The 16,888-nt window shown below is 65.5% G+C and carries 15 protein-coding genes; 3 read left to right on the top strand and 12 right to left on the bottom strand.

What is annotated here, in order from left to right; genetic code table 11:
- The coding region (locus tag QRM96_RS17120; protein ID WP_285320392.1) for a hypothetical protein at positions 1-188 on the top strand (188 nt) is incomplete at its 5' end.
- A 694-nt stretch (positions 189-882) separates the two neighbouring features.
- Here QRM96_RS17120 and QRM96_RS17115 read toward each other — a convergent pair.
- The 6 genes from QRM96_RS17115 to QRM96_RS17090 all read right to left on the bottom strand — a co-directional run bounded on the left by QRM96_RS17115 (position 883) and on the right by QRM96_RS17090 (position 7,500).
- Positions 883-2,145 carry an ROK family protein gene (locus QRM96_RS17115; RefSeq protein ID WP_285320391.1) on the bottom strand — a complete coding sequence of 421 codons (1,263 nt, stop codon included), beginning with the start codon at positions 2,143-2,145 and terminating at the stop codon, positions 883-885.
- 239 nt (positions 2,146-2,384) lie between these two features.
- A complete protein-coding gene (locus tag QRM96_RS17110; RefSeq protein WP_285320390.1) occupies positions 2,385-3,356 on the bottom strand; it encodes a fumarylacetoacetate hydrolase family protein in 972 nt (323 codons plus the stop codon).
- A gap of 11 nt (positions 3,357-3,367) precedes the next feature.
- Positions 3,368-4,438, bottom strand: coding sequence for an amidohydrolase family protein (locus tag QRM96_RS17105; protein WP_285320389.1), 1,071 nt, complete (start codon positions 4,436-4,438; stop codon positions 3,368-3,370).
- Between the two features lie 39 nt (positions 4,439-4,477).
- Positions 4,478-5,515, bottom strand: coding sequence for a cyclase family protein (locus QRM96_RS17100; RefSeq protein WP_285320388.1), 1,038 nt, complete (start codon positions 5,513-5,515; stop codon positions 4,478-4,480).
- Positions 5,512-6,474, bottom strand: coding sequence for a fumarylacetoacetate hydrolase family protein (locus tag QRM96_RS17095; RefSeq protein ID WP_285320387.1), 963 nt, complete (start codon positions 6,472-6,474; stop codon positions 5,512-5,514). Before QRM96_RS17095 ends, QRM96_RS17100 begins: the two co-directional genes overlap by 4 nt.
- 6 nt (positions 6,475-6,480) lie before the next feature.
- Positions 6,481-7,500, bottom strand: coding sequence for a VOC family protein (locus QRM96_RS17090; protein ID WP_285320386.1), 1,020 nt, complete (start codon positions 7,498-7,500; stop codon positions 6,481-6,483).
- Between the two features lie 222 nt (positions 7,501-7,722).
- Here QRM96_RS17090 and QRM96_RS17085 point away from each other — a divergent pair, with 222 nt between their 5' ends.
- Positions 7,723-7,965, top strand: coding sequence for a hypothetical protein (locus QRM96_RS17085; protein ID WP_285320385.1), 243 nt, complete (start codon positions 7,723-7,725; stop codon positions 7,963-7,965).
- Between the two features lie 62 nt (positions 7,966-8,027).
- On the opposite strand, the gene QRM96_RS17080 is transcribed toward QRM96_RS17085, so the two are convergent.
- The 6 genes from QRM96_RS17080 to QRM96_RS17055 all read right to left on the bottom strand — a co-directional run bounded on the left by QRM96_RS17080 (position 8,028) and on the right by QRM96_RS17055 (position 15,027).
- Positions 8,028-8,330, bottom strand: a complete 303-nt coding sequence (locus tag QRM96_RS17080) for a hypothetical protein (RefSeq protein WP_285320384.1) — start codon at positions 8,328-8,330, stop codon at positions 8,028-8,030.
- Positions 8,331-8,443: 113 nt separating this feature from the next.
- Positions 8,444-9,097: a TetR/AcrR family transcriptional regulator gene (locus tag QRM96_RS17075; protein WP_285320383.1), complete on the bottom strand. Its 654-nt coding sequence runs from the start codon at positions 9,095-9,097 to the stop codon at positions 8,444-8,446.
- A complete protein-coding gene (locus QRM96_RS17070) occupies positions 9,094-11,559 on the bottom strand; it encodes a beta-glucosidase (protein WP_285320382.1) in 2,466 nt (821 codons plus the stop codon). The genes QRM96_RS17075 and QRM96_RS17070 overlap by 4 nt, the downstream gene beginning before the upstream one ends.
- The gene (locus tag QRM96_RS17065) at positions 11,556-12,692 is read right to left on the bottom strand and encodes an LLM class flavin-dependent oxidoreductase (RefSeq protein ID WP_285320381.1); all 1,137 of its coding nucleotides are present in this window, start codon (positions 12,690-12,692) and stop codon (positions 11,556-11,558) included. Before QRM96_RS17065 ends, QRM96_RS17070 begins: the two co-directional genes overlap by 4 nt.
- A gap of 19 nt (positions 12,693-12,711) precedes the next feature.
- Complete coding sequence (locus tag QRM96_RS17060) at positions 12,712-13,701, bottom strand: LysR family transcriptional regulator (protein ID WP_285320380.1); 990 nt, start codon at positions 13,699-13,701, stop codon at positions 12,712-12,714.
- A gap of 123 nt (positions 13,702-13,824) precedes the next feature.
- Positions 13,825-15,027, bottom strand: a complete 1,203-nt coding sequence (locus QRM96_RS17055) for a flavin reductase family protein (protein ID WP_285320379.1) — start codon at positions 15,025-15,027, stop codon at positions 13,825-13,827.
- Positions 15,028-15,202: 175 nt separating this feature from the next.
- On the opposite strand from QRM96_RS17055, the gene QRM96_RS17050 reads away from it, so the two are divergent.
- On the top strand, positions 15,203-16,849 hold the full coding sequence (locus tag QRM96_RS17050) for an MFS transporter (protein ID WP_285320378.1): 1,647 nt from the start codon (positions 15,203-15,205) through the stop codon (positions 16,847-16,849).
- Positions 16,850-16,888 lie beyond the last annotated feature (39 nt).

Genomic DNA, 16,888 nt, shown 5'->3' with positions numbered 1-16,888 from the left:
TCACCGGAGACACCATTTACCAGGGCCAACTCCTTGACACAATCCACGGAGCTGAACAAGCCGATTACCGTCGCACCATGAACCTTTTAGCACGCCTCGAAGTAAGTGCGGTCTTCCCAGGACACGGACCCGGTCTGGGTCCCGGCTCGTTGAAAACCATCGCGGATAACTACCTCTCCCGCTCGTAGCAGTAAGGAAAACATGCTGCTGCTGACACTTCCCAATCCACACCCCCGGCCCTCACGTTTGACCTATGAAGTGTAGACGGACCTGAAGCCCGGAAACAGGGTCAGAGTACAACGGCCGCGAGAAGTGCCCCGCGAAGGCGCGATAGACCTCTGCACACAACGCGTCCTATTTCTGGGGCTGGCTGGACGAAGGCAGAGGCCGCGTGCTGATTTGGAACGCGGACAGCACGAACGTTTGATCACCCCCAGGCCGACCATCAGCCGACCCATACACACGCCTTCCGCATCTGAAGGTCAAACCTCTGTCTCCCGGTCAGGTGGAAAGGGGCGCAGGCGGGGCGAGGTGCTTGCGTACTTGACCTTCTTCACTGCCTCTATCCCAGGCCCATGCGCCTATCCGCATGTGGACTTCATTGATGTCTAGAAGCATAGTGACCACCCCGGCCACCTCCACTGCGCGCGCCGCAAAAGCTGAAGACGACCTGCGGATCCTCACTGGGGCAAGGGGAAGGCCAGACATAGGGTCTGAGTTACCCGTGAGATTCTAAGGAAAAATTCCGCAGGTGCCTCATGACTGGACCTCCAAATCGCCAACGATCATTTTTCTGCCGCTCGCATCTGGATGTACCAGCTCACACGTCGAGCGCACTGCCGCGCATTATCGGCCATAAGAGGAAAACCTGTATGCGAGGCTCTATGCGGAGACGTCGCTCGGCTTCCGCATGGGCCGGCCCTTGGCGAACCAGCGCGGGAAAGTGACATCGAACAGCTGCTCGCGCGCCAGCTCGGCACCCCCGCGGAGGGGTTCGCGTTCATCGTTTACGGACATGGTGATGATCAAATCCCGGGTAGCAAGCGGCAGCGACAGTTCGTAGACCCGCTGCCGCACTTCGGCCAGGAACACCTCGCCGGCGGACCCGATGGCGCCGCCGATGACGATGACTGCGGGATTGAACATGTTCACAAGGGCGGAAATTTTCTCACCCACAACGCGCGCTGACTTCTGGACCAGCATGATGGCCAGCGGGTCGCCGGACCGGACCCCGAGGGTGATCTCCTCGAGCGTCAGTTTCCCCTTCTCGGCAATCGGAGCCATGGAGGTGCTGGCGCCCTCCTTGACGGCCTGCTCAACATCCCGGACCAGCGCCCAGCCACTGGCCACGGCTTCCAGGCAGCCGATCTTTCCGCAGCGGCACACGGCCGTGGAATCCAGGACGCGGACATGGCCGATGTCACCGGCAGCACCATTGGCGCCGCGGTGGATCCGGCCCTGGGACAGCAGCCCCGCCCCGATTCCGGAACCGATCTTGCAGTAGATGAGGTCGGCAAGGGCATCGCGGCGGCGCGTGCGTTCGCCAAGGGCCAGCAGGTTGACGTCGTTATCCACCCAGACCGGCGCATTGAAGCGCTCCTCGAAGGGGGTTCGAACATCGAAGCCGTTCCAGCCGGGCATGATCGGCGGGGACACTGGCTGTCCGGAGTTGAAGTCCACCGGGCCGGGAAGGCCCACCACGACAGCCCAGACGGGAACTTTGGAGTCTTTTGCCAGTACTTCGTCCACCAGGGTCATCACGGCGGCGATGGTCTTCTCCGGCCCCTGTTCGATGTCCCAGGCCCGGTGCGTGTGTTCCAGGATGTCGCCGTCGAGGGCGGTGATGCCAACCCGGATGTGGGCGGCGCCAAGGGCACAGATAACGATTCGTCCCTGCTCTGCACGGAAGCGCAGGGTCCGCGGCGCCCGGCCGCCGGAGGAGGCGCCGAACTCGCCATCGCCGAGGAATCCGATCTGGATGGCCTGGTCCACGCGCTGGCTGACAACGCCCCGGCCCAGGCCGGTGACTTTGCCAATCTCCGGGCGGGTGGTGGCCTCACCCGTCCGCACCAGGTTGACGATCCGCAGGAGGCTCGTCACTTCATCGGTCTGGGCTCCGAAGCGGAGGGTGGACTCTGTCAACATGCTCACATTCTCACAGCTGTCGGACCGAAAGGGCCTGCGGTGTGGCTGTAGGAAAATCCTCCAACCTCGCAGGTGACAAAGATGTAAAGGCGTCCACGCGCTAAGCATCCGAAGCTGGAGGAAAACAAGTTCTTCTTATCTGAAGTATCGGGTACGCGGGACGCGGGGTTGATGTAAGCAAGCCGTCTGCGAGTCAAAACATCACCTTCACTGTGACTAGGAAACGGAGCAGGCGCAGGTTACCTCGTTTGCGGCTTGTTCCGGGCTGCCACCCGGGTCACGTCTTCGCGTCGGGCGCCAACAGTGTTCTCGATGGTTCCGATGCCTTCCACGGTCATCCGGACCACGTCGCCGGTCTTCAAGGGTGGGGGAGTCTGTGCGCCGTTGCGTCCCCAGAGCTCGGCGAGGCAGCCGCTCCCGCACGTGCCGGATCCCAGCACGTCGCCGGGCCGTACCATCGAATCCTGCGACGCGTAGGCCACCAGCTCCGCGAACGGCCAGCCCATGTTGGAGAGCAGGTCCTGGCCGATCGGCTCGTCGTTGACCTTCACCGCCATGGAGATGGGCAGGAAGCCCTCGGCGTCGTGCCGGTCCTCGAACTCGTCCGCCGTGACAATCCAGGGCCCCAGGGTGTTGGCGAAGTCCTTGCCCTTGCACGGGCCGAGGCTGACTTTCATCTCGCGGCGCTGCAGGTCCCGGGCGGACCAGTCGTTGAGGATGGTGTAGCCGAAGATGTGCCGGTGGGCCTCTTCCGCCGTCAGGTTGCTGCCGTCGCTGCCGGGGACGCGTCCGACGACGGCGGCCACCTCGGTCTCGAAGTCCAGGTCCGTGCAGCCTGCCGGAATGCCGATCACCTCGCCGGTCCCGGTCACCGTGTGCGGGTTGGTGAAGTAGAACGTGGGTGCCTCATACCATTCCGGCACCACGCCGGCTTCGCCGTCGATGCTCTTCCGGACGCCCTCCACGTGCTCCTCGAACGCCACGAAGTCCCGGATCGTGGCGGGCACCAGCGGGGCGAGCAGCTGCACGTCCGCGAGCCGGACCGCCGGACCGGACCCGATGACCCGCCGGGCGGTGGCCAGCGTCTCCTCAAGTCCGGCGTCCAGCAGTGTCTGCACGTCCTGGCCCTGGGGGAGGGCGAAACAAGCGCCGCCGTCCACAAAGCCGGACTGCGTCCCGCCGTCGTCATTCCAGCGTGCAATCTTGACCATTCGGAGCCTCCTTAAGCGGTAGGTCGGGTGGTGAGGGCGGCAGCTGCGGTGATTCCCAGCCTCCGGGCGTTGCCGCCCAGGACGCGGGCCTCGTCGCCGGCCGGAAGTCCGGCTGCCTGGACCTCGTCCACGGGAAGGTCGGAGCCCATGTCGAACGGGTAGTCCGAGCCGAGCAGCACCTGCTCCGGCCCGGCGGCCGCCACGAGCGCCCGCAGTTCTGCCGGGCTGTGCACCAGGGAGTCGAAGTACAGCTTTTGCAGGTAGGACGACGGCGGCTGGGCGCAGCCATGTGCCTCGGGCCGTACCTTCCAGGCGTGGTCCGAGCGGCCCAGCGTGGTGGGGAGGTAGCCACCGCCATGGGCAGCCACGACCTTCAGGGCCGGGTGGCGGTCCAGGACACCGCTGAAGATGAGGTGCGACAGGGCCACGGCGTTTTCGGCGGGCTGGGACACGGTGTTGGCCAGGTAGAAGCGGTCCAGCCGTTCATCCAGCGAGCAGCCGAAAGGATGCAGGAACACCACCGCCCCGAGCTCTTCGGCGCGGCCCCAGAACGGTTCCAGCCGGGGGTCCGAAAGCTCCACCGTGCTGCGGTCCGGGTCGCCGGGAGTGGCGGCGTAGGAACCGATTTCCACGCCCAGCAGTCCGCACTCCAGCACCGCGTGCTCCAAAGCCTGCACCATCAGGTGCGGGTGCTGGAGCGGAACCAGGCCCAGGCCGTTCAACCGTTCCGGCGCGCGGTCCACGAACTCCCGTACTGCCCGGTTCGCCTGCCGAGCCACTTCGAGGGCCAGTTCTTCGCCGGCAAAGTAGTAGAAATGCGACGGCGAAGGCGAGACCAGCTGCACATCCACGCCCTGCGCGTCCATATCCGCCAGCCGGCGGTGCAGGTCCGTCAGCTGCGGCCAGCGTTCCTTGATCATCTTCCCCGAGGCGGCCATGGACTCGGGCCCATTGCGGCGGGCTTCCAGGGCCTGCAGCGCGGCGAAGCCCTCGGGGTCCGCGTCGGCCACTAGCTGCTGCAGGGCCGGGAGCAGGATGTGGGCATGGACGTCCAGGACAGTATCCGCGGTGGTGTCAGACATGTGTGGTCCTCGTTCTTTACGGCAACAGGAATTCTGTGGCTACCTGACGGCGATGGGGTTGACCGGTGATCCGACGGCCCCGGTGATGGGGAGGGGCGCGGCCGTGAGCAGGAAGTCGTACCTGCCGTCCGAGGCGCATGCCTCCGCCAGTCCGTCCGGGTCCCACATTTCGCCCAGGAACAGGCCAAGGTTGGGGATGGCGATCTGGTGGAGGGGCTGGAAGGCGCCGTCGAACTCATTCGGCCGGACCTCGAAGCCCCAGGTGTCCGTGGCGATGCCGGCGATTTCGCTGCGGTGCAGCCACGGCGCCGCGCTGAACGACAGCCCCGGGGCCGCTCCGCCTGCGTAGTCGCCCCAGCCGTCGCGGAGGACCCGGCTGTACTGGCCGGTGCGGATCACCACGATGTCCCCGCGCCGCACTTCGGAACTGGGGCCCTGGAGTGCGATGGTCCGTTGCAGGTGTTCGGGGGTGATGGCGAATCCGTCGGGCAGTTCGCCGTCGTCCCGTCCCAGCTCCGGTCCGAGCGCACGTCCGACGTCGAGCAGGACGCCCCGGGTGACGATCTTGGCCGCAGCCGTTTCGATGCCGGTGACCAGATCACCCTCGGAGGTGACCACGTCCCCGGCAGCGCGGCCGTTCCAGGCCTTGCCCTGGTCGAAGATGTGTCCCAGCCCGTCCCACTGCGTGGAGCACTGCAGGGGCATGGCGATTACGTCGTCCGCCCCGCCGAAGCCATGCGGGAAGCCCTGGTTGCCGCGTTCGGCGTCCACGCCGGTGTCCGTCATGGTGTGGACCGGGTTGGTGCGCCGGCGCCACCCCTTTTGCGGACCGTTGGTGTCGAAGGGCTGGGACAGCGAGAACGCCTCGCCGGTTCTGACCAGGGCCGCCGCTTCGACGCGTTTCGTGTCGTCGATGAAGTTCAGCGTGCCCAGGACATCGTCCTGGCCCCAGCGTCCCCAGTTGTTGTGGGCCTGCGCCATGGCCCGGATGCTGCCGAGCGGGTCGTCGCGCCGGATCACCGGGGAACCAGTCGATTCCCCGGTTCCGGTGATGCGGGTTGTGTCCTGCGTGGTCACTGTTTGCTGCTTTCGGTTGCCACTTCGTCCTTGCAGTGGATCAGCTGGGTACCCAGGCCGGTGATGGTGCCTTCCATGACGTCGCCGTCCTGGAGCAGCCGTCCCCAGTGCTGGCCATTGCCGGCCGGGCTGCCGGTGAGCACCAGGTCGCCCGGGCGCAGCGGCATGATCTGCGAGGCTTCGCTGACCAGCTTGGCCACGCCGAAGATCATGTCCTGCGTGGACTCGTCCTGCATGGCCTTGCCGTTGAGCTTCAGGGTCACCTGCACGTCCTGTGGGTCGCCGAAAAACTTGGCGGGAACCAGGAGCGGGCCGGTGGGCAGGAAGCCGGGGGCGTTCTTGGCCCGGTACCAGTCGGAACCGATAGCGGGCATGTCCTTGAAAAACACGTATTCGCGGGTGGTGATGTCGTTAACCATCGTGTAGCCGAAGACGTGGTCCAGTGCCTCCTCGTGGGTGACCCGGAACGCGGTCTTGCCGATCACTGCCGCCAGTTCCAGTTCCCAGTCGTGGGATTTGGAGTAGGCCGGCAGGGTGAGGTCGTCCGTGGCGGACGCGATCGCCGTCGGGAGTCCGATGAAGAAGTACGGCGTGCCCTGGCCTGCGCGCTTGTCCATCATCGCGGCGGTTTTGGCGCGAACTTCCTCCTCGTCCTCGCCGGGTTCGCGGTGGGCGGCGGCCAGGTCGATGACGTGCTTGCGGTAGTTGGCCCCGGTCTGCAGGACCTGGGCAGGTTCCACGGGGGCGAGGATTTCGACGGCGGCCCGCGGCAGGCCGGTGTCCGCGCCTGCGGAGGCGGCGAGTGCGTCGAGCTGGCTTTCGGTGGTGTCCCAGTGCTCGATCAGGGAGTTAATGTCCCCGTCCAGCGGCAGGATCCGCTCGTTGACCAGCAGGCCTGCGCGGGCCTTGCTGTCGCCGGGCTCCTGGAACCGGACCAGTGCGTAGGTGGTTTCGGCCATGGTCTCTTAGCCCCGGCCCTGCTTGGCGTACGGGTTCAGGAGCGCTTCCTTCATTTCCGGGGACGCGCCTTCCTCTGTGGCGGTGAAGCCCTCGGCGGGCGGGAACGACTCGGTCATGGAGTGCGGCATGGCGCCGTTCTTGTAGAAGTTGTTGGAACCGAGCGAGGGCTTCCAGGTGTTGGCTTCCCAGTCCGGGACGTAGTTGCGGTAGCCGCCGGAGTTCAGCTCCACGCGCAGGCCGGACGGCTCGCGGAAGTACAGGAAGTTCTGTTCGCCCACGCCGTGGATGGACGGGCCGTATTCCATGGGGGTGCCGTTTTCCATCATCACGTCCGCCGTGCGGAGCAGGTCCTCGGTGGTGTCCACCCAGAAGGCGATGTGGTTGACGCGGCCGGGGCGGTTGGAGGTGTCCAGCACGACGCCGAGGTCATGGGACTTCTCGTTGGTGGTCAGGACGGAGAAGACCGTGATGGGGGCTTCGTCCAGGTCCACGAAGGCCATGACGCGGAAGCCCAGGGCTTCGCTGTACCACTTGGCGAAGCCGCGGACGTCCTGCGTGGCTACAGTGACGTGGTCCAGGAAGCGGGGTGCTGCCGCGTGGCTGCTGCGCCGCTCGGGCCGGTCCGGGTAGGTGGATTCGAAGCCGGGTTCGGCCACGAACTTGTCCACGTCGTAGAACAGGCGCATGTGGTGGCCGTAGGGGCCGGTGAACTCATAGGCCTTGCCGTAGCCGTGCCCGCCGGCGGTCCAGGTGCCCTGCACACCGGTCGCTTCGATACGCTGTGCGGCGGCTTCCAGGGCTGCCTGCGAGTTGGTGCGCCAGGCCATCCGGCCCAGGGACGCTTCCGGTCCTTCGGTGACCACCAGGCTGTAGCGGTAGTAGTCGCCCCAGCAGCGGAGGTAGACGTTGCCGTCCACGCGGTCGATGATGCGCATGCCGAACTTTTCCTCGTAGAACCTGGCCGAGGCTTCGACGTCCGGGCTGGTGATCTCGAGGTGGGCAAGATGGGAGAGGGGAGTTTCCACGGTGAAGTCCTTTTGGTTACTGGCTGCGGTCTGATTGGTGCAGGTCCTGTAACCACTTTCCAGCAGCCCAAATAGCTGCGGAAGATCACTTTGGCTATGCCGGGCATCGGCGTCACGAATACCCTGTCCCGACGTGCTAGTTCTGCCGCAACTTCAGGGAGAGGTCATTGCCGGCGGAGATAGTCGCCATCCGGGATAGCTATTTCCATGGATGCGGCGCCAATGGCTAGCGTCGCTGGCATGGACTTACGGGACGAGCTGAGGCGCCCAACGGGGATGCTGGAGATAACGGTCAGCCGGGAAACCGGGCTGGACGAGGCATTGGGCCAGGCTGTGGATGCTGTCTCGGAGTCCGCAGAGGAGCACCGCCTGGGCATCATGATTTCCCGTGTGGGCTTGGACCGCTATGTGGTGCGGGTTCACCCGGCTGTACCCTACGGGCTGGTCCGCCAGGCCTTTACCTGAGCGCGTGGCCATACGCCGCTGCACCCGGCGCGGTATCGCAGGGGCGCAGCGGCGCCGGGTGTTCAGATTGTCTCGACGTGTCCGCGCACGTGTGTTCCATCAGGGCTTAGCCAGCCTTTACCGGCGGCGTAGACCAGCATGTTGGCGAAGCGGTAATTCCAGCCCATCCCGATCCGTCCGGAGCATTCGCTCTTGATCCAGTCAACGGAGACCATGACGTCCTGGTCCTGCAGCATTCCCGCCGAGGCTGATTCGAGCAGGTCAGGAAGGGCGTCCCTGGCCTCCTCTGCCAGCAGGACTTTGAAGGTGCTGCAGTCATCAGGATCATCCAGTGCCACCGAACCGGGGCTGACTCGCACTTGCACAGGTACTCCATTTCAGTCAACAGTGGTAGTTGGTTTCCACTATGCCGAGGGGCCGGTGACTGCTGGAAGAGGAGCTTTTGGATAGGTGGTATGGCCCCCGGTTATGGCGGAAGTCAGGAGAGGGGCGGAGTGTCCACGCGTGCCAGGAGGTAAGAGGACACCATTCCCGCCAGTTTATCGATGGTTTCGTCCCAGTCGCCGCGGCCGCTGCCCTCGATGGTGCTTCCCAGTCCCAGCCGGCGGGCCACCACGCTGTAGACAACGTTGAAGCTCCAATCGATGTCTTCCTGCCGCAAAGAACCGCCCGGCCAGCCACTGAAAAGCTCCGAGAAATGCTGGGCCAGGGCCGCGTGGGATGCCGCTCCGCGGCGGGAAATGGCTTCGTCCTGGCTGGCACGAAGCATGAACGGGCGCAGGATCCCGGCATAGCGGCGCAGGATCCGGACAGCTGCGGCAACAGCAACCCGGGCGCGTTCCTCCAGCCCGGTGTCTTCCACAACGGGTAATTCTCCGAACAGGTGGGATGAGATGGCATCAATGTCGTCCATCTTGCGTCCGTGCGCCACCCGGATCAGGTCGTCCTTGCCTTCGAACCGTGCGTAGATCGAGCCGATGGAAACGCCGGAGCGGGCGCTGACTTCAGCTAGGGTGAAGTCGTCGCTGCCCCGCTCCTGCAGCAGGGACAGGGCCGCCTCAATCGTCTTTTCGAACGACTGGCGGCTCCTGGCCTGCTTGGGTTCCCGTGATTTCGTGTCCGGAATCGTCACAACGAGATCCTACAGAGGATTCCCGGGTCGGCAGCGTGGCGTCCAACCCGGAACTCCCAGTCGCCCGGTGGAACTGACCAGCAGGACGCCGCGCGGTCCCACCGCCGGAAGCCGGCCGGGTCGAGGGGGATGTCCACCTCTGCCGTTGATGCGGCTGCTACGTCCACCTGCGCATATCCCATGAGCCGGAGCGAGTCCTCACCGGGGGCCCTGCCGTAGATCTGGAGCACGTCCCTGCCGGCCAGTTCCCCGCAGTTGCGGATGCTGGCCCGGACGGATAAGCCGTGCACGCCGTCCCCAGATTCCCGGGCAGTGTCAGCCCGGGCGTGGGCTGTCGCTTCCAGCAGCTCGAAGCGGGTGTATCCAAGCCCGTAACCGAACGGGTACCGGGCCGGACGTCCTGAGGCTTCAAAATGCCGGTAGCCCGTGGGTTCGCTGGCAGAGTAGTCAAGGGTCAGCCCTGCATCGAGGCCGGTGCCGAAGCCCGGGATGTCCTCGTCCCGTGCCGGGAAGGACACGGGAAGGCGTCCGGAGGGAGCCTCCTGGCCGATGAGCACGGACGCGAGGGCGGGACCGAACTCCTGGCCGGGGAACCACGCCATCAGGACGGCCTTGACCTTGTCCGCCCACGGCAGCAGGACGGCGCGGGAGGCGTTGACCACCACAGCGGTATTGGGGTTCATCCCTGACACTGCATTCACCAGTTCGTCGCAGGCCGGATCGAGGGCAGCGGTGGCACGGTCGGCGCTCTCCCGTGATGAGCCCTGGTCATCTCCGAGGACCAGGACCACCGCATCGGTGCGTCCCGCGAGTTCCACGGCACGGGCCATCGGATTGCCTGTCCCTTCCGGGGCGGCGACTGCCGTTACGGACTGAACCCTGCCGGGTTCGAACACCATTTCCGCTACGATCTCCACGTTGCCGGCTGGCAGGTCGAGGGACACGCTGGTGGTTTCACCGCGTGCCACGACGCCCATCACGTCATCCGGTGCCGGAGGCGGCACGTCCAGGACAGGGTTGCCGTTGACTGTGAGGGCGGTAGTCCCGGTCCCGCCGGCTCCGAACGTCCAGCGTGCGGCATGGTCCAAGGTGAGGCGGGAACTGATGCGGACCCTGCCCGGAGCGCCGGCTCCCAGGCCGGGAACGGCACCGAACCAGACGAACGACGACGCTTTCCTGACTTCGGAGTACAGGACCCTGTCTTCACCGGTTCCGCCAGCTTCCAGCACTTCAAGCAGGATTCCCGGGGTGCCGTCCGGTGCTGTGCTGCCCAGCTCCGTGAGCTGCAGCGGCGAGGCCGGCGCAATACCGGGCTCGTGGGAAACCTCCACCCCTGGTCCCATTGCGCGGCGGATGGCGTCCAGTGGTGTTTCCAGCGCACCTTGCGGCCGCACTGTGGCGAACGTTCCTCCCTGGAAGCAGGGCTTCGTGGCGTTGGGCCCGATAACGGCAAGTGTTGTGATGCGTCGGGGGTCCAGGGGGAGCATGCGCTCCCGGTTCTCGAGCAGTACGAAGGAGCGGGCCGCTGCTGTGCGCAACACCTTCCTCTGCTCCGCATCGCTGCGGGACTGCGCCGTGACGGAGCCGGTGCCTCCGGCTCTCCGTCCTGTCCTGTCGGCAAGGCGGACCATGCGCTGCACAGCGTCCTGCAGCCGGGATTCGGGAAGGTCCCCTGCAGCCACTGACTCCGCGAACCGGTCCCCGAGGAACCTGGAAGGTCCCGGCATCTCCAGATCCAGGCCTGCTTCAGCGGTTTCGTTGGTGTTGTCCACCCCGAACCAGTCGGAGACAACAACGCCGTCGTAATGCCAGTCGCCTTTGAGAATGCTGATGAGTTCTCGGTGCTGGGAGCAGTGCACGCCGTTGACCCTGTTGTAGGCCATCATCAGCATCCACGGGTTGGCCCTGCGGACGGCCGTTTCAAATGGCCGAAGGTAGGTTTCTCGAAGCACTGCCGCGTCGATCTGGGAGTTCATCCGCCGGCGTTCTGTCTCGGTGTCGTTGGCCACAACGTGTTTCGCGCAGGAGCCAACGCCTTGGGACTGGACGCCTTGGACCCATGCGGCGCCCAGTTCGCCGGTCATGAAGGGGTCCTCGGAGAACATCTCGAAGGCCCGTCCCGAGAGGGGGGAGCGCGGCAGGTTGAGGTTCGGTCCAAGGATGACGTTGGCGCTGCGTTCGCGGGCCTGCTGGCCGAGGACCTGCCCCACCTGGGACACGAGTTCCGTGTCCCAGGTGGCCGCCAATGCCGTGCCGGAGGGCATCAGCAGGGCGCTGTCGCGTTCGTCCATGGTCCTGCTGACAACCCCCAGGGGGCCGTCCAGCAGCACCATCTCCTCGACCTCCAGCTCGGGGCAGGCGGTGGTGCTCCAGCCGTTAAGTCCGCCTGTCAGCGCGGCTCCGGTCAGGTCCATCCGGGCTTCCGCGCCGGAGGTGCTGCTGCGCAGGGGACTGGGGGTCACAGGGCCGTCACCTTTTCGGCTTCGACGGCACCCTTGGAGGCGCGAAGAAGCGGCAGTACCCGCTCGGAGAAGAGCCGCATCGACTGTTCGGTGAAACGTTTGCGCTCCTCGGTCAGCGGGCCTCCCATCAGGCCCAGGAGGACGTTGCCGATCCCCAGGTCTGCGTACTTCTGCAGCTCGGCGGCGACTGTCTCGGGGCTTCCGTACAGGCACCAGGTTCCCTTGTAGCCCTCCGTGCGGGCATCGGGGGCGGGGCGCAGGTCAACGCCGCTGATGGCTTCCGCCGCCTTGTTCGCCTCGTGCTCGCGTTCCACGGCTTCCTGGTACTGCTGGAGAATGACGTCCATTTCGGCTGCCGCCTGCTCGTCCGTTTCGGCAATGTGCACGTGCTGGTAGGAGTGGGTGGTCCACTCGAGTGCGGCACGTACCTTCTCTTCCGAATGGTCCGCTGCTTCGAGGGCAGTCCGGTAGGTGGCGAAGTTCTTGCGGACTTCTTCGTAGGCGTTGCCGCCGTCGATCACCGGGGGAGTGAAGGCGAGGATGAAGGCGGGCTGGGCGTTTTTTGCGGCGCGCTCGACGCTGGAGGGCCGGGCGGCGACGGACATGACGCGCGGTTCCGGCTTTGTGTAGGGGGCCGGAACGATCCGGGATACCACAGCGCCCCGGTAGTGGCCGTTATCGAAGGTGACAGGTTCGTCCTCAGGCTTTTTCGCCCACAGCTTTTCGGCGATCTCAAGGTTCTCGTTGGCCAGCCGCGAGCTGTCCTGGAAGTTGACGCCGAAACCGATCATTTCTTCCGGAGTGGTTCCGCTTCCCACCCCTACCAGCAGCTTGCCGTCCGTCAACTGGTCCAGCAGGGCCAGCCGTTCGGCGAAGCGCACCGGGTGGTGCAGTGCGAGGGTCTGCACGGAGAAGCCAAAATGCATCCTCTCGAGCTGCCCGGCCAGGTAGGCGGCAAAGACGAACGGATCGCTGGCGGGGGGAGCGTATCCGGTGAAGTGGTGGTCCGGCAGGAAGACGGCGTCAAAGCCGCGCTGTTCGGCATCCTTGGCGTGCTCCACCATGGCCTTCATGACCGGACGGTCCTCTTCGGGGCCGCGGGAACGGGAGGTAAGGAAAAGGGAAAAGTGCATGGGAACTCCTGGTAACGGGTTAGGGGGCTGGGGAAAGTGCTGTTTCAGGCAGCTTGGATCCGGAGGCTCCCACAGGCGTGGCGGGCTCCTGATCCGAGGGAACAGGGTCAAGCTGGGCGGCAGCCCTGGAGACCAGGCGCCGGAACCACTGATGGCCCGGGTCTGCCGATTTGGACGGGTGCCACCACGCGCATTCGACGAGGGTGGGCAAGCTGATGGGCAACTGCATGATCCGCACCCCGGCCACCGCTGACAGCATGCGGGCGAGGCGTTCCTGCACCAGCGCGAGGCGGTCCGTTCCGGCCACCGCGAAGGGCAGCATCATGAACGTGTCCACGATGACATCGGTCCGTTCACCCAGCTGGAGGTCGTAGACCCGCCGGTCGGCGAGGGTGGAGGCCACTTCCGTCCCGAAGAGGCGTGCCCAGCGGGCGTCGCGCATCTCTTCGATTGTCAGCGTGCGCTCGGGCGAATCCTGGCCGGTGACGCATACCCAGTTGTCGGTGAAGAGCTCGGTGTGCGGAAAGCCAGAAAAGTGTCCCTTGGGGATCAGCATCAGGTCTGCGTTCTGCAGGGTTTCCTTGATCCGGTCCACTGCCAGCGGGGTGACCGCGTCGAAATGGATCTGTACGCCGGGCGCTTCCTCCTGGAGCAGGGCCATCAGCTTTCCGGAAAGGGCTGTCAGGCAGTAGTCCGAGGATATGACACGGAAACTGCGGGTGGAGGTGGACGGATCGAACACCGCCTGGGCATCGAAAGTCCTTTCAACCAGCCGGAGAATCTCGGAGACATCCTCCTTGAGGACCTGTGCCAGGGGAGTGAGTTCATACGCGGAACCAACCCTGGTGAGCAGCTCGTCGTCGAACTGGCGGCGCAACCGCTGCAGGGAGGAGCTCATGGCAGGTTGGCTAATGCCGATCCTCGCTCCTGCACGCGTGACGTTGCGCTCAACGAGCAGAGCATCAAGGGCAACAAGCAGGTTCAGGTCGGCAGTCAGCAGATTTACCATTGTCTTCTCCACGCTAGGGGGACGGCTCCAACTCCAGAACCGTTCAAAAACCCGAATTAGAATACTGATACTAATTATGAGTCAGGTCACAGGAACGGTCAATTGCCGTGCCGTTGTACGGCGTCAGCGTGCAGGGGTCCCGCCGATTGCCTCGGTGACCGCCGCAGCCGCCGCGAGCAGCCGGTCCCGGCATCGGGCCAGGTGGGCGGCGGATTCCGTACCCGCGAAGCCGTTGAGTGTCAGCGTCACGGCAACCTGTCCGGACGAGTCGAAAACAGGCGCGTGGAGAGAAGTGACTCCAGCGGGATCATCAATGGACGCCGGGCCTGTGGTGGCCGTCCGCTCCAAGAGCCGGGGAAGCACTCCGCTGAGGTCGGGAGCAGCAGTGTCGCTGGGCACCACCACCATGCGTTCAAACTCTGCTGCGGTGGCCGCACCGGCTGATACTGCATAGCCCACGTCGCGCACCTGCTGCAGCTCAGCACGGGCCACCTCGGGTTCAACGTGTCCCACGACGTCCCTGGCGTTGGCGATCCAGCGGGATTCCGCTGCTTCGCCGGCCCAAGCCACGTGGAGGGGGGCGAGGGGCGCGGCAAGGCCGAACGAGACGCCAACCCTGGAGGGGGCACCGCTCGGGGAGCTTCCCACACCGGCGGCAGTCAGGACGACGACCGAATCGTCCACAACGCCGCTGACCAGGACTTCGAGTTCAAGGTCGTCTGCCAGGGCTTCGATCTCAGGCCGTGCAGCGTCGGCGACCTTGACGTGGCGCGTCAACGCAGTGGCCGGAGAAACGATGGACGGAATGCTGAAGGAACCATACCCGCCCCGGAGGAAAAGCAGGGGCAGGTCTTTCGACTCCCCGACGCCCAAGGCCTTGACGCGTCCGACGACGATGTCATGGTCACCTGCGCGGATGACGTTTTCGATGTCACAGTCGATCCAGGCCGCTGCGCCTTCCAGCCGCGGGCTGCCCGAGGGCGTGTCACCCCAGCTGTTGGCGCTGAAACGGTCCTCTGCTTTCCGGGAGAAGGCCCGGCACACATCCTGCTGTCCGGCGGTGAGGATATTGGCGCAGAAAGAGCCAGCCTCCTGGATCTTCGGCCAGCTGGTGGAGCGGACATCGGGCATGAAGGCGACCAGGGGCGGGTCAAGGGATACGGAACTGAATGTGCCCACCACCATGCCCGCGGTGTCGCCGCCGTGGGCTGAGGTGATCAGCGTGACACCGGTGGGATACTGGCCCAGGACGTAACGGAACCAGGCCGGATTCTCCGGGCTGGTTTCCTGGGAGTCTGTGGTGGAAGCGGGGATGGTCTGCGCCATCGTGCCCTCCTCTTCGTCGAGTTTTATCCCAGTAAACGTGGTGAACGGGGCCGGCGGAAATCGTTCCCCGGTATGCGCGGCATCGGCAATTCAGATGTCCCGGGCCTCTCCGGATGCCGGTCCGGGATGGTACTTTCGACGGGACGCCGGGGCCTCCAGAGGCCCGTCGGTCGGGGTGGACGTTCCCCCGGACGCGCAGCTGGCCGGCGTTGGCCGCGATTGGCGGCCCACTCAGAACGAGGTGACGGTGCGCCGTTCAAACTTTCCCACGCCATCAGGCCCGCGGACAGGACTCCCTGATGAAGCTCCCGCGGTCAACATCAACGGGCCGGCCAAGAGCCAGCCCCCGGCCGCAGGTGTCCGGATCGCCCGGGTCTATGGGGCCCTCCTGATCGTTGTGCTGCTCGGTGCCCTGGACCACACCATCGTGGCCACCGCCCTGCCCACCGTCGTTGGCGAGCTGGATGGTGCGCGCCACATGGCCTGGGTAGTGACGGCCTATGCCTTGGCTATGGCGGTGGCTATGCCGATCTTTGGCAGGTTGGGCGACAGGTTTGGCAGGCCTGTCCTGCTGACCATCTCGCTTGCGGTCTTCCTGGCGGCCTCGGTGCTCTGCGGCTTTGCCCAGGACATCTTCCAGCTCTCCCTGTACCGGGGAATCCAGGGCCTTGGTGGCGCAGGCATGGCGGTGCTGCCCTCGGCGATCATCGCGGACCTGGTGCCGCCTCGGCAGCGACCCAAGTACCTCGGCCCCTTGGGCTCGGTCTTTGGCATCGCTACGGTGGTCAGCCCGCTCCTGGGCGGCACCATCACGGACACGGTGGGATGGCGCTGGATCTTCTGGATCAACATTCCGGTGGGCCTGCTGGCGTTGGCCTTGGCGTTCTCCCTGCGCAAGCTCCGCGTTGCCAAGGGAACCGGCGGAGTGGACGCGCCGGGCATTGCCCTCATGATCCCCTTCACATGCACGCTGGTGTTCGCCGTGGCGCTCTCCACGGACCCGGACAGCCAGCCGGAGGTCGTGGCGGCCGCCGCAGCCGCCGCCATAGTGCTGGGCATCATCTTCGTCGCGATCGAGATCCGCTCGAAGGCGCCGCTGATACCCATGCGGATGTTCCGGAGCTGGCCGGTGGTCAACGCCGCCGGGCTGGGACTGGTGGTGGGCGCTGGGCTGTTCAGCGTGGTGGCTTATCTGCCCAGCTACATCCAGATGGCCTACTCCACGTCCGCCTCCGCCGCAGGCATGATTCTGCTGCCGTTGGTCCTGGGCATGATGGTTGCCAGCAACCTCAGCGGCTGGATCGTGACCCGGACCGGCCGTTACAAGGTCTTTCCGCTGGCTGGCTCCGCGCTGGCTGTTGCCGCGGCAGTAGCCCTCAGCTTCACCGGACCTGCAACCCCCATGCCCCTGGTGGGCGTCCTGGTGGGCTTGCTCGGCCTGGCCGTCGGGAGCTTCATGCAGCTTACGGTGGTGGCCGCGCAGAACGCCATGCCGCAGGCGATTGTTGGTGGGGTCACCGCCTCGCTGGGGTACCTGCGGGAACTGGGAGTGACGGTAGGGACTGCCGTCCTGGGCGGCCTCTTCGCCGCGTCCCTGGCCCAGGCATCCGCAGCCAACAACTTGGACCTGCCGGCGTCAGCGGTCACGGATCCGCACGCTGTCCAGCAGCTGCCCGTCGAGGTGCAGGCGGGTGTGGCCGACATGTACGCCACAGTGTTCCTGCCTATCTTTTGGGTGTTGGCTGGCATCTTCGCGGTCGGGGTGTTGCTTTCCATTGTCATGCCGGAGCAGAAGCTGTCCGAGTCTGAGCCCGCCACGTAGGGGGCTGCCTTGGTGTGGACTGTGGATGTTGCCGGTTCA

Source organism: Pseudarthrobacter sp. lyk4-40-TYG-27, assembly GCF_030209295.1.
In the GTDB taxonomy this organism is placed as follows: Bacteria; Actinomycetota; Actinomycetes; order Actinomycetales; family Micrococcaceae; genus Arthrobacter.
The sequence above is the reverse complement of the archived record's forward strand: the minus strand, read 5'-3'. Positions and strand labels throughout refer to the sequence as shown.

Bases quoted from the DNA above. Each gene is read 5' to 3' on its own strand.
- QRM96_RS17115 (WP_285320391.1), bottom strand. From the start codon at position 2,145: ATGTTGACAGAGTCCACCCTCCGCTTCGGAGCCCAGACCGATGAAGTG.
- QRM96_RS17110 (WP_285320390.1), bottom strand. From the start codon at position 3,356: ATGGTCAAGATTGCACGCTGGAATGACGACGGCGGGACGCAGTCCGGC.
- QRM96_RS17105 (WP_285320389.1), bottom strand. From the start codon at position 4,438: ATGTCTGACACCACCGCGGATACTGTCCTGGACGTCCATGCCCACATC.
- QRM96_RS17095 (WP_285320387.1), bottom strand. From the start codon at position 6,474: ATGGCCGAAACCACCTACGCACTGGTCCGGTTCCAGGAGCCCGGCGAC.
- QRM96_RS17085 (WP_285320385.1), top strand. From the start codon at position 7,723: ATGGCTAGCGTCGCTGGCATGGACTTACGGGACGAGCTGAGGCGCCCA.
- QRM96_RS17065 (WP_285320381.1), bottom strand. From the start codon at position 12,692: ATGCACTTTTCCCTTTTCCTTACCTCCCGTTCCCGCGGCCCCGAAGAG.
- QRM96_RS17060 (WP_285320380.1), bottom strand. From the start codon at position 13,701: ATGGTAAATCTGCTGACTGCCGACCTGAACCTGCTTGTTGCCCTTGAT.
- QRM96_RS17055 (WP_285320379.1), bottom strand. From the start codon at position 15,027: ATGGCGCAGACCATCCCCGCTTCCACCACAGACTCCCAGGAAACCAGC.